The sequence below is a fragment of the Tepidibacter sp. Z1-5 genome, from assembly GCF_037844525.1.
Lineage (GTDB): Bacteria > Bacillota > Clostridia > Peptostreptococcales > Peptostreptococcaceae > Tepidibacter_A.
Window position 1 is genome coordinate 1 of record NZ_JBBMMD010000031.1, and the last position, 12,081, is coordinate 12,081.

Genomic DNA, 12,081 nt, shown 5'->3' on the forward strand with positions numbered 1-12,081 from the left:
TACTAGATCGAGTTCATGTCCTAAGAAATTCTTAAAGGATTTTTCTGGATATCTGCAAACTGATGGTTATGATGGGTATAACAAAGTAGAAAATATAAAAAGACTTTACTGCCTAGCTCATATACGAAGAAAATATTATGAAATAATAGTAAACCTAAATGAAGAAGCCCTAAAAAAATCTCGTGGAGTAATAGGGTTTAATTTCTGTGAGAAAATATATAAACTTGAAAAATCTATAAGAGAAAAGTACAGCGAAGCTGACAATTATTACAAGCTACGCTATGATACAAGGCTTGAAAAATTAAAACCACTACTAGAAGAATTTAAAGAATATGTAGATAGAGAAATAAAAGACGCATTACCAAAGAGCCCTTTGGGCAAAGCCCTAGAATACAGCAAAAAGTTATTACCTAAAATGGAAACTGTATTAGAAGATGGATCTTTGGAGATAGATAACAATNATCTAGTACCTTGATATATTCAATTATAGAAACGGCGAAAGCCAATGATTTAGTGTCAGAAAAATATCTATTATATTTAATGAATGCGATATCGAAATTGGAAGATATAGAAAGAACGAAAGCGAACTTACTAGCACTAATGCCTTGGTCAGATACTTTACCCGAGGAATTGCAAATCAAAAATAAGAAATAAATTTTAAAAATCCAGTATACTAATTTTTCTAGTTAGTTATACTAGATTTTCTATTTCAAGACGGTAAATCTTTGACGCATACATATATTCTATTAAATACCTAAAAATAAAAAGTACTGTAACAATATTTTTTTAATCTATCAAATCATCTCCAAGCGGCAAATACTTAGGAATATTTTTATTTCCCACACTATATTCACCATTAGTTTTATCAGAATATACCGACAATCTAAAATAGCAGTGTTTAGGATTAAACAAGCCTCCTCTTGGTTGATATAAATATTCATATTGAAAATTAGGATCATCCTTCAATTTAACAGTTATGTAATAATCAGTATTAAGAAGCCCCATTGTAATTCTTTTGCTTTCAATGTTATCTTTTTTTATTCCTTGTTTTTTCATATATTTATACATTTCTTGTTCTGCAAAATGTTTCTGTACTGGATTATAAATAATCCACAAACCCACTATCAATGCACAAATAATTGATATAAAAATCCTTTTTTTTGACATCCACTCACTCTCCTTTAAAAGTTTTACCACAAAAGAGTAATTCTTATAAATGAAAAAGAGGTTGTACGATACAATGAAGTAATTGTAAATACTATCAGTCTACTTTTCAGTATAGAACACGAATGCTAGTATTAGGCTCTATAGTAACATATACTTCCCTCTGATAAATAACTTAGCTATTATTTTTTGACTTAATTTCTTCAAACCACTCCAACCCAATGTGATTAGCAGTTTTGACTGGATCGTTAGAGTAAACTAAACCATACTTATATTCTGCTTTCAAACCATTTTTTTGTACATCATAAATCAGTTTAAACTCTGTTGGCATATCTCTATCATATTCTATACACAATTTTTTAATATTTTCGATATCTTCATTAATAATATCTAATACTGCAAATTGACGTTCAGTGGATACATCATATCTTTCTTCACCTCCATCAATAGCATCATTCAAATTATGCTTTTTTACATACATATTATTTATTTTGTAAAAAAAGCTACTAGAAATGACATCTCCTTCACACGAAGCATATACATATACTTTTTCGGCTCTATTCTTAACATATTCTAAGCATATTGATATCATATCTGCTTGAGTTTCACTAAAATATTCCTCAAATTCTTTCATATTTCACATCTCTCCTTTACCAACTAATGATTTAGCTTCCCTTACTTCCGTAGCAGTTTCACACGTCCCCTTAGATAAAAAACTGTATCTAAATACTAATAGTAGCAACAGTTTCATTTCCTGTTACCACTAGATTATGACAGTCTGCTATTTTTCTATTCACTAGTCACTATTATCTATCCCTTGAATTATTTTTTCAGTACAATCCCACAAGAACTGTTTATTCTTTATATGGTTCCGATTTAATAAAATTCTCTACTAAAAATTTATCTGTTTCATTTAAACTCTCAAAAAGTTCATTGAACATAGTTTTTGCATCTTTATTGTCTAAAAATGATAATGTGGCTATAGCTGCATGTCCAAACTGCCACGGTCCAATAAACTTATTGTTCTTTAAAAGCTTACCGAGTTGGGCTAATCTATCAACAATTCTCTTATTACAATAATTTCTCTCTATTATTTTGAACATGGCCATAGCTACAACTCTTAAATTGTTAGCCTCTAGACAAACAATTAAATTTTTATTTTTAATCTTATCATTTTTAATTTCTTCTACTAATTCAAAAATCGAAACCATAATCTATCTTCCTCACATAACATTCTATTTATTTATATATCCTTATCTATCAATTATATATTTTTTTCCCCTTCAAAGTTATTCCACAATATTATCCAAACCTAAACTTTTTCTCCCTTTAATTTCACTTAATTGTAAAACCTTATTTCTCTGTTGTCTTAATAATTATTTGATTCCATTAAAAATAAATTTCTGTTCTTCAACATCTAAACATTTAGTTTTTGCTACATTAATTAATAATCCAAGCTTTGGATCATAGAGATTATGTAATATATTAAAAATAAATATATATCTATATTTTACCATAATATAAATCACACTTTTTCATTTATATGTAATTTTGCAGATATATGGAATAAAAACAGCAGCTCTAATTATTACTACTTTGCTCATAAAAAATATTTGTATTTCTACTAATTTTATTATTAATGATCTATATATTAAAATATATGAGTATATTGAAATATATAAAGAAGGTGACTGTAAGTCTCCTTCCTAAATAAGCAGATAGTTATTTTTTAATGTAAAATGCATTCTTGTTGGGGTGTGCCCCATTAGTGGTACAAGCATGACTTGTACCATTTTTTCTCATATATGATTTTTTTAATAAATGGCTATGTTTTAAAATAATGTTGATAATTTAATTTAGATACTATAAAAAATGCAAGGTTAAAAATCATATTTAAAATATTCCTTAACAAGAGTAGTTAAAGGATAAGAAACATCTATATCTAAATCGCAAAAATATAAATATGCTATACTTTTCTTCTTTTCAGATGTTCCAATCATACCAAAAGTTCTTCCAAACATTGTATTTCCTTTTCCATTTTCACCTACGACCTTAAAATTGTAACTATTTATTGAAAACTCAGGTTCAGGTATCATTCTATCAGTATTCTTTGGTAAAAAAATATATTTTTCCGATAATTTATTTTTTTCACTTTCATATGTTTTATCGTCATACTCTACAACAAGAACAACTGAATAAGATTCAAATATATACCATGAATTATCAGTATATTTGTATGAAATATTCTTATATTTGGGCAAATCATCAAGATTAGGCATAAAATCTTTTGCATATTCATCGATTATAGTGCCAGTATTAAGGTAATTCTTAATGTTTGAATTATTATAGTGAGTAATATAACTATTAATGCTAATAATACAAAAAATTAAAACAATTAATTTAATGATTAAATATTTTTTCCTCATTTTAAATCACTTCTTTCAAAATAAATCATTTTTAATTAGTGCTTTTTACAAGATGTCGTAAAGTTCAAAATTCTTTTTCTAAATTATATTCAATATAAAAAACATTATTATCAATAAAATAATTGAGTTTATATTAATCACTTAATTCGTCTATGATTTTTCGAAATTTCTTTTCCGAAGTAAGTTCTTGCGTTATGAATTTGCCCTTATAAAATAATGAATATATGGTAAATGGCGATGAATTTTTAATAGCTTTGTCTTTATTATCTATAAGCACTTTTTCATATATATACCCTTGTTCCTTTGCAATTTTAGATTGTAAATCAATATAATAGTTCACATAGGGTCATTGATTAGAATAGTAGACTTTAAATCCATCATTGTTTTCACCTATACCATTTTTAGTGGTTTCTAAAAATTGTGGGAGTATATCTTTATTACTTAATTTCAAATACAAAAGCTCAAAATATGGTTTTGCAATATCTGCTTTTTTAAATCCATGTTTTAAAAAGAATTTTTTATCGGCCATATACGGTCTTTTTTTATCACTACATAAAATAACGATTCCATCTTTTCCTTTTTCCTTGCTATCTTCAATACATTTTTCTAATAGCCTTTTCCCGTATCCATGGCCTTTATATTTACCAGATACCCAAAAACAGTTTATTACCATATAATTAGGAGCATTAATAGGCAGATAAGCTATTTCCGAAGGCGCATATTCAATAAATACTTTAGCTCTTTCATTTAATTTTATAAATACATATCCATTTTCAATTTATTTTTTAAGCCACTCCTTCTTTACTTTATATCCTTCTACACTCTTTTTATCAGAAAAAGCACAGCAAATATGCTCACTTCCTATATTATCCTTTGTCAACGTTATAAAATCCATTTTTTATCCCCTTTCTAATAATAACTTCAAATTTATAATTTATTTTGATCATGTCATTCTCTATAATTTACACATTATATTTAATAATGACCTTATCATTTATTATATAACATTTTCCATATATTGCAGTAATATGTAAAGATGAGTTTAAATCAAAGTTTAATTTCTTTTATATTCTAAAACAATGCAATGTTCTTATATAATTTTATAAACAACTTAAAATATAAAAAAGAAGGTGACTTTAAGTCTCCTTCCTCAATAAGCAGATAGTTATTTTGAAATGTAAAAAGTATTCTTGTTGGTGTGTGCCCATTAATTGTACAAGCATTACTTGTCCATTTTTACATTTTATTTATCACTTCGTCCTTCTATATTATTTAATATAATATCCATTAAATGTATCAATAATATCTTACATTTTGCTTTATACTTCAAGATATTATTTTAAGTTTTCATTTACTTAAGTACTGTAACTTTACTAACAATTTCTACACTCTAAATAATCATATCTCCAATATTATCTCTTCTTTTATTACTAGAACATTTATAAATCTCTTTAAATTTTGCGTATTGCTCAGACCAAATAAGTATATTAGAATTTGTTATCCATTGATCACACGCCCCCTGCATTTCAAGATTCTGTAACTCTGCTGGTAGTTTTTTATTTAAAGCATCGACCACCGTTCTTAGTGAAAAACTTGTTATCCCTCTTGATAACTTAACCTGATCAAACTGGATTTTACTTGTAATTTGTAACCTATTATGTTCCCTTAAAAAAAGAAGAAATACCTCTTCTAATGTATTCACTATACATTCTATATCGTTAGTCATCAAACAACTCTCTATTTTTTCCCCAATTTCAGTTGCTAATCTTGGTAGGTTATAAAACTCTTTAGAAATCCATTTTGGTGTCCCTGGACAATATTTTCTGTTTAATAAGAAGGTTAATCTTATAATACAATCTACTATCTTATGTAAAGCTAATTTTGCTGATAATATATCGCCACGCTTACCACATAACCCTACTATTTCCAAATGATCAATGTTCATCCAAGTATACATTAGTTTGAAGCACCATACCTCTTCAGGTAAATAATTAAATTTTTCTCGTATTAGGGATATATCTCCTATTGGATCATAAAAAATTTTACCCCTTGTTAACTCTAAAAGCTTTTGTTCTGGTAAGCATAACCAGTCAATGTATGTAGGTTTCTCACTTTCTATTTCATACTGAATCTTCAGATATCTCCAAACTGTAGTTAGAGCAACATGATGCATTGACCCTTCAATAGCTTCAGATGGAACAAGAACAGGTATATCATTATCTACTTTATACCTCGTATAATATCCCAAGAATTTTAATGGCAGTTTTACACTTAACATTTTATCTATTTCTTTGCCATACTTTTTATAATGATCTTCAGATAGCCACACCTGACATCTTGGCCCCCATTCATGATCCCTCGATATTTCATCATCATAACCAAGAACATCTGATCCATAACCAATTAATCCTATAGCGTATTTATCTGCTAAAAAAGGAAAATACTCATTAATTAAATTTATTACAACATCCATTGCAAACTTTCTGTTAAGCTCTAATCCTTTCATTTAACCCTTTTTCTCCTAAACCTTAATTTTATATAGCTATATTATTAATAAATCTAACTCATAATCTCATTTCATGACTCATTAATTGTATATATTTTTATTAACATGCGTTAGTTTTAGATCTCAACCCATTACATATCTATTGTTCACTCCTAATAATTTTATATAATATTTTACAACTGACGTTAACAGTTATATATATCTTAATCTATACATATATTCTATATATAATATTAGTAAAAAATAGAAATAAACTATTAGAGTTGAACAATCATTCTGACCTCTCTGTAAATTGTTCCGCCTGCCTCATATTCAAACACTTCTTTTTTTTCAAAACCTAATTTTTCATACAAAGCAATAACAACCTGATTATCAATGCTGGCACTTGTATAAAGTTGTATATGACCATATTTATTAATAAAGAATTCTACAAACTTTTGTAAAGCCATTTTCCCAATTCCTTGATTTTGATATTTCACATCAACCATAAATCTACTCATTGACCATCCATTGAGTTCAACATCAAAATCATATAAAATAAAACCAACCATTTTATTGTCATTATAAATACCTAATGGGTATAAATCAGGCTCATATGCCGCTTGTACTAAAGAAAACATATTGGGAGCGACAAATTTTTTTTGTTCTTCATTTAAACTAAGTTCTATACACTCATTATAATTTGTTCTATCAATTTTCTTAAACTCAATATTCATTTTGAACCTCCTTGCAAAATTCCATTTAACTGAAGATTACATAAATAATCTTTAGTTCACTATTTTCAATAAGTGATTACTAAATTATAACATTAGTTGTTTATTTTTGAAATAAAATGATTTGCAATTGCTAAATTTCAAACTTATTTCAAAACTGAATCAACTGAATTTTCAAATAGATCTTATACTTATTCAATAATTATTACAAACAAAGTAACTGCAATAGTTCCAAGTATACGAGGAGGAGTCAAAATGAGAATAATTCAATCAATAAGCAACATAGAATAACTAAATCAACTTTCAACACTAGATAAGGATCTGCTCAATAAAGTAGACAATGATTTCAAATGGATGCTGAACGAATACAAATCACTATGTTTTGAGTACACGCCAAAAGAAAATGGAATAACAGTGATTCTTGAATCTGGAGATACATCAAAGATATTCAAACACCTAGGTATATCAGCACTGAAAGACATTATTCAAGAGTTTGTAGATGAATTTGACCTAAGAAGGGTTACAACATACGCGAAAAGCCTAATACTGTTCAATAATGAATATTCTGTGATGCTCTTTGCTAATCCATAATAAATTATTACTTCTGAATATTTTCTTATTCATGTTCTACACATTTAAACATATTCATATACTTTATTAAATATAATTAAAAGGAAGGTGACTACAAGTCACCTTCCTTTTAATTAGCAGGTAATTATTTTAAAAGTGTAAAAAGCATTCTTGTTGGGGTGTGCCCCATTAGTGGTACAAGCATAACTTGTCCATTTTTTCTATCTCGAATTGCTTCTTCATCTTATACCATTGCCTTCCTCCTACTTTGCTAACCTGATAATTCAACTATTTTCTTTTTCGAAACATAAACCAAATCACCTAATAAGTTTCTCTTTATCTTTATTCTTTGCTTCGTATATATCTCACAGCTACTGCAATAACTCAAAATACTTACTCTTCTTTTTTTATTATCAAAACCTAATTTTAATCTTTTACTATATTTACCGCAACTTGCACATCTAGCTCTTAATCTAGTTCTATCTAGCATATCAATTGTAATATTTAAAGCTACTGAATCATAGAGAGAATCTATCTCATTAATTATGTAATTTTCTATTTTGTATTTATCAAATATTTCTCTAAAAACATCTACTGTTAATTTAGCATCATCTAATGCTTGATGAAATTTATCTGTTGATCCAACTATGTTTTCTGTATTTATTATATCATGCAAACTCACTCGTCTATCATACCCTAAAATTTCGCAACAATATCTTTGGATATCAATATATGGAAGTAAAAGCGATTCTACTTTATAATTCGGATTATAATACTCTATATTTCTTTTTAATACTTTAATGTCACTATCACACCAAGAGCATAATATGTAATCTTTTCCTATCCATTTCTTAAAATGTTTTAGAGCTTTCTTAAAGTCAAATCCATATTTCAAATCCTCATCACCAATTCCAGTAAGTTCTGCTATTCTTGGATTCAATTTTTTATAAATAGTTGGTTTTACATATACTCTAAAACTATCCACATATTCTAATTTATCATTTAATTTCATTGCACCAATTTCTATTATTTCATCAAAAAATTTTGTTTTCTCGTTAAACTTCTTATAATAGCTAGCCTGCCCCTTTGTGTTTTTAAAACTATTCCATTCTAAATCAAAAACAATGTAATTCAATTTTATCACCTACCACTCATCTTAATAAATGTTTTAGATACCCTTACATATCTGCAATTGCCTAATATTTACGTTTATATATCCATTATAATCCAATGTATAAATTTTCTCTATATTCCAATAAATGTTTTAGATTTCTTTTAGTGAAACATTAATAATAATCTACTTTTTAGATCTATTTACTATGGATAATTGTAAGATAATTAGTTTATTCTCTAGTATGAATATTAATACTTTAATAGGCTCACAATTCAATTCATTATAACTGCATATTTGTGATTCTAATGTATAAAAAATATATGGTCTTTTCCCTTTGTTTTATCATTCTATATCTTAAATTAGAACACCTTGCTTTGGAAATATATTGTATAATATAGGAAATATAGAGTTTATAAGTTTAATATTTTTATCATGGACTCTCGCTCTATTGAAAAACTTAATAATTCAAACCTGTCAACAGATAGCATTTAAAGACAGGACAAATAGGTATAAAATATTTAATATAGAAACAGAAAGGAATGAGTTTATGAATTGGCTTAATGCAATGAATAATGCAATAGAATATATAGAGGCTAACATAACTAAAAAACTTGACATTGAGAAGGTTGCAAAAATTGCATTATCATCTACATTTCACTTTCAGCGTATGTATCATATGATAACCGGTGTTACAATAGGTGAATATATACGCAGAAGAAGACTTACACTCGCTACACAGGATATTATATCTGGTGAAAAGATCATTAATGTAGCTTATAAGTATGGTTATGAAACGCCTGAAGCATTCACAAAAGCTTTTAGAAAAATGCATGGAATAAGCCCTTCGGCAGCGCGCGAGCCAGGAGCAAATCTTAAGGCATATCCTAAACTATCCTTTCATATTTCAATAAAAGGAGATAAAAATATGAATTATAAAATTTTTGATAAAGAAAGCTTTAAAGTAGTAGGCAAACAAGCAAGAATATCTATGGTAAATGAAGAAAATTTTAATCAAGTGCCAAAATTCTGGTACGATTGCATGAAAGATAGTTCATATGATTGGATTTCTTCAAGAGTAGGTAAGCTTGGAGTTCTAGGTATATCTAAGGATTTCGATAAATATAAAGATGAATTTAATTATATGATAGCAGTTGAAGAAATAAAGGACAAACTTCCAAAAGGATATGTTTCAGCAACTATACCGGCAGCAACCTGGGCTGCATTTGAATCAGTTGGACCAGTGCCTGAGGCTTTACATGATCTTGTTAGAAGGATATATACAGAGTGGATGCCTTCTACAGGATATCAGCATGAGTGCGCACCAGATCTTGAAGTTTTTCCTCCTGGAGATATGTCCTCACCCGATTACAGATGTGAGGTTTGGATTCCTATTAAGAAGTAAAAGGAATGAAAGTAACAAAGGATATAAAATCACAAGATTATCGGAGTTAATAATATTTTGAATAAAATAGAAACAGCTTGATTAATTAATTATAAAAATAGTAGCTTTCCAATTGGAACTGGAGCTACTATTTTTATACTTTTATCTAAAAAAAATGTGTCTTAGCTGGGGTAGTACCAGCTAAGCTACATCAATAAGAAAATTATATACCAATTAATATAAATCCACTTTATAGGTTTCCTTCATAAATAAGCAGATAGTTATTTTAAATATAATGCATTCTTCTTGGAGTGTCCCCCATTTTTGGTACAAGCGTAATTCATCCTCTTTTCTAACAAATATAACATTTATTGTATATAGATTACATAGGCTATATATTACTTATTATGATTATTGGAATTGTTCGACACTGGATAGTCCCCACCATACAAAAAACAATACAAAGTATAATCTTCTCTCCACTGTTCACTATCACAAAATAATAAACCTATATATTTTTTAACTAAAATTTCATTTTTTACAAATTGTTAATATCCAAATACCCATTAATATACTCCAATAATTTCTTGCTTTCTAGTATATATTGATTATCTAAATCCATAGTATTTTTATTTTTTTCAAGATATTTATACGCTCTATCTATAAACAATTTTACTTCCTCATATAATCCGCACACAAAAAAAGTGTATATATTATTTATATAACAAATATATTCATAATATCTAGAATTTCTCCTTAAAGCGTATTGGGGTAAATGACTATTAAGTGATTTTATATTTTCATTTAAATTTTTCATCACATACGCCTCTCTCCTTATTGAATTTTATTGATATTTATTCCTCTACCACTCAGTTCCTTTATAGCATCAATATAGTCATTTTTTAATATTGAAATATAACTATATCTTGAGTCATAAATATAAACTCCATCACTATATACTTCATGATAATCAAATTCTAATATTTTATCATACTCTTTTACTTTAAAACTATTTTTGCTAGTTATCTCTAATATTTCCCCTTTTCCGCCAGAAACATTAAATAAATCTTCCGCTATCTCTGAACAATCATAATTTCTATCATTAAAGTATTTAGATTTATTTTTATTCATTGTGTCTACTACATCATCAAGATAACCCGTCCGCTTAATATTTAAGTTTCATATTTTAATATAATTCTAAATAACAGCATGGTATTGAAATTATTGGACACTGAGCAATATATCTTTATGTAAATAAAATCAAAAAAACTCTATGAAAAATGCTTTTTAATTGCACTTTCAACATCTCCCATAGCATAGAGAAAATCCTGTTTGTAGTCAGAAGATGTTTCCATATACATTCGTGTGAACATCTTCATTTTACGTAACTCTCCATTTGAAATATCCTTGCTATCATAATTGATAATGCCTAATACTCTATTGTATTCATTGATGAAAACCTTAATTATTGATTCATTAGACTTCAATAACTTTTTTTCCATAAGAGCTAGCGCTCTCTCCAATAAGCATTTAAATTCTGATATTTGCATTCTACACACCTCCTAATTTAAAGGACTACTATTTATAATCCACTCATTTGACTAATTTTGTGGAATAAAATTTTAATCTGCTCCATATTTAAACACTTTTCAATTTCAGATACCTATTCAGCCACTTTTTCGATATTTAGTGTCGTTCCTTTTTGTATTTTTATTTTTGCAACAGATTCTAATTTATTTCACTATTCAGGTAGTAATTCTAGTTTATCCATTATCTCTTACTTATTAATTACAGAACCACCATTAGCTTTTGTAGTATTACCAAAAGCTCTGTAAACAATGATATCCCTCGTTATTTCCACAGTTCTATATAATTCGTCTGTAAAAGACTCCTTTATTTAACCATGTAACAATGCATCCACTGTAAGTATTTTAACCTTATCATCTATAGCTACAATAAATTTATCCATATCCTTAGTATTTAACCTTTATATTTTTGTATGTAATTTTATATGTAAAAAGAGAATGTTTTAACATCCTCTTTCATACTAATACACAGGTAATTATTTTTAATGTAAAATGCATTCTTATTGGGGTGTGCCCCATAGCCATCAAGCTAAGGAGTTGCAAAGGTCACAGGAATATTGCAATATTTAATTTTTTAAGATAGAGAGTATAAGAAATAGTATTTCGGGATTTTTTATCCAT

14 protein-coding genes are annotated in these 12,081 nt (G+C 27.5%); 2 read left to right on the forward strand and 12 right to left on the reverse strand.

Going from position 1 to position 12,081, the window contains the following annotated elements:
* Nucleotides 1-52: 52 nt before the first annotated feature.
* The gene (locus WJW32_RS06785) at nt 53-475 is read left to right on the forward strand and encodes an IS66 family transposase (RefSeq protein ID WP_445330219.1); all 423 of its coding nucleotides are present in this window, start codon (nt 53-55) and stop codon (nt 473-475) included.
* A 311-nt stretch (nt 476-786) separates the two neighbouring features.
* Here the strand turns inward: WJW32_RS06785 and WJW32_RS06790 are convergent, their stop codons facing one another.
* The 9 genes from WJW32_RS06790 to WJW32_RS06825 form a co-directional block, all read right to left on the reverse strand.
* Nucleotides 787-1,167 (reverse strand): DUF3139 domain-containing protein, encoded by a 381-nt coding sequence (locus WJW32_RS06790; RefSeq protein WP_340256730.1) that lies wholly within the window; start codon nt 1,165-1,167, stop codon nt 787-789.
* Between the two features lie 172 nt (nt 1,168-1,339).
* Nucleotides 1,340-1,798 carry a hypothetical protein gene (locus WJW32_RS06795; protein ID WP_340256732.1) on the reverse strand — a complete coding sequence of 153 codons (459 nt, stop codon included), beginning with the start codon at nt 1,796-1,798 and terminating at the stop codon, nt 1,340-1,342.
* A 220-nt stretch (nt 1,799-2,018) separates the two neighbouring features.
* Nucleotides 2,019-2,375: a hypothetical protein gene (locus WJW32_RS06800; protein ID WP_340256733.1), complete on the reverse strand. Its 357-nt coding sequence runs from the start codon at nt 2,373-2,375 to the stop codon at nt 2,019-2,021.
* A 669-nt stretch (nt 2,376-3,044) separates the two neighbouring features.
* Nucleotides 3,045-3,590, reverse strand: a complete 546-nt coding sequence (locus tag WJW32_RS06805; RefSeq protein WP_340256735.1) for a hypothetical protein — start codon at nt 3,588-3,590, stop codon at nt 3,045-3,047.
* Nucleotides 3,591-3,723: 133 nt separating this feature from the next.
* The gene (locus WJW32_RS14920) at nt 3,724-3,930 is read right to left on the reverse strand and encodes a YoaP domain-containing protein (RefSeq protein ID WP_445330218.1); all 207 of its coding nucleotides are present in this window, start codon (nt 3,928-3,930) and stop codon (nt 3,724-3,726) included.
* Nucleotides 3,931-3,936: 6 nt separating this feature from the next.
* Nucleotides 3,937-4,368: a GNAT family N-acetyltransferase gene (locus tag WJW32_RS06810; protein WP_340256749.1), complete on the reverse strand. Its 432-nt coding sequence runs from the start codon at nt 4,366-4,368 to the stop codon at nt 3,937-3,939.
* 612 nt (nt 4,369-4,980) lie between these two features.
* Complete coding sequence (locus tag WJW32_RS06815) at nt 4,981-6,096, reverse strand: DUF4037 domain-containing protein (RefSeq protein WP_340256736.1); 1,116 nt, start codon at nt 6,094-6,096, stop codon at nt 4,981-4,983.
* 257 nt (nt 6,097-6,353) lie between these two features.
* Complete coding sequence (locus WJW32_RS06820) at nt 6,354-6,812, reverse strand: GNAT family N-acetyltransferase (RefSeq protein ID WP_340256738.1); 459 nt, start codon at nt 6,810-6,812, stop codon at nt 6,354-6,356.
* 838 nt (nt 6,813-7,650) lie between these two features.
* Nucleotides 7,651-8,514, reverse strand: coding sequence for an exonuclease domain-containing protein (locus tag WJW32_RS06825; RefSeq protein WP_340256739.1), 864 nt, complete (start codon nt 8,512-8,514; stop codon nt 7,651-7,653).
* A gap of 526 nt (nt 8,515-9,040) precedes the next feature.
* On the opposite strand from WJW32_RS06825, the gene WJW32_RS06830 reads away from it, so the two are divergent.
* Nucleotides 9,041-9,895 (forward strand): AraC family transcriptional regulator, encoded by an 855-nt coding sequence (locus WJW32_RS06830; RefSeq protein WP_340256741.1) that lies wholly within the window; start codon nt 9,041-9,043, stop codon nt 9,893-9,895.
* 517 nt (nt 9,896-10,412) lie between these two features.
* Here WJW32_RS06830 and WJW32_RS06835 read toward each other — a convergent pair.
* From WJW32_RS06835 to WJW32_RS06845, 3 genes are all read right to left on the reverse strand, one after another.
* Nucleotides 10,413-10,691, reverse strand: coding sequence for a hypothetical protein (locus tag WJW32_RS06835; protein WP_340256743.1), 279 nt, complete (start codon nt 10,689-10,691; stop codon nt 10,413-10,415).
* Between the two features lie 17 nt (nt 10,692-10,708).
* Nucleotides 10,709-11,005 carry a hypothetical protein gene (locus WJW32_RS06840; RefSeq protein ID WP_340256745.1) on the reverse strand — a complete coding sequence of 99 codons (297 nt, stop codon included), beginning with the start codon at nt 11,003-11,005 and terminating at the stop codon, nt 10,709-10,711.
* 140 nt (nt 11,006-11,145) lie between these two features.
* On the reverse strand, nt 11,146-11,424 hold the full coding sequence (locus WJW32_RS06845) for a hypothetical protein (protein ID WP_340256747.1): 279 nt from the start codon (nt 11,422-11,424) through the stop codon (nt 11,146-11,148).
* Between the last annotated feature and the right edge of the window lie 657 nt (nt 11,425-12,081).

Bases quoted from the DNA above. Each gene is read 5' to 3' on its own strand.
- WJW32_RS06805 (WP_340256735.1), bottom strand. From the start codon at position 3,590: ATGAGGAAAAAATATTTAATCATTAAATTAATTGTTTTAATTTTTTGT.
- WJW32_RS06830 (WP_340256741.1), top strand. From the start codon at position 9,041: ATGAATTGGCTTAATGCAATGAATAATGCAATAGAATATATAGAGGCT.
- WJW32_RS06790 (WP_340256730.1), bottom strand. From the start codon at position 1,167: ATGTCAAAAAAAAGGATTTTTATATCAATTATTTGTGCATTGATAGTG.
- WJW32_RS06795 (WP_340256732.1), bottom strand. From the start codon at position 1,798: ATGAAAGAATTTGAGGAATATTTTAGTGAAACTCAAGCAGATATGATA.
- WJW32_RS06835 (WP_340256743.1), bottom strand. From the start codon at position 10,691: ATGAAAAATTTAAATGAAAATATAAAATCACTTAATAGTCATTTACCC.
- WJW32_RS06840 (WP_340256745.1), bottom strand. From the start codon at position 11,005: ATGAATAAAAATAAATCTAAATACTTTAATGATAGAAATTATGATTGT.
- WJW32_RS06845 (WP_340256747.1), bottom strand. From the start codon at position 11,424: ATGCAAATATCAGAATTTAAATGCTTATTGGAGAGAGCGCTAGCTCTT.
- WJW32_RS06820 (WP_340256738.1), bottom strand. From the start codon at position 6,812: ATGAATATTGAGTTTAAGAAAATTGATAGAACAAATTATAATGAGTGT.
- WJW32_RS06815 (WP_340256736.1), bottom strand. From the start codon at position 6,096: ATGAAAGGATTAGAGCTTAACAGAAAGTTTGCAATGGATGTTGTAATA.
- WJW32_RS06800 (WP_340256733.1), bottom strand. From the start codon at position 2,375: ATGGTTTCGATTTTTGAATTAGTAGAAGAAATTAAAAATGATAAGATT.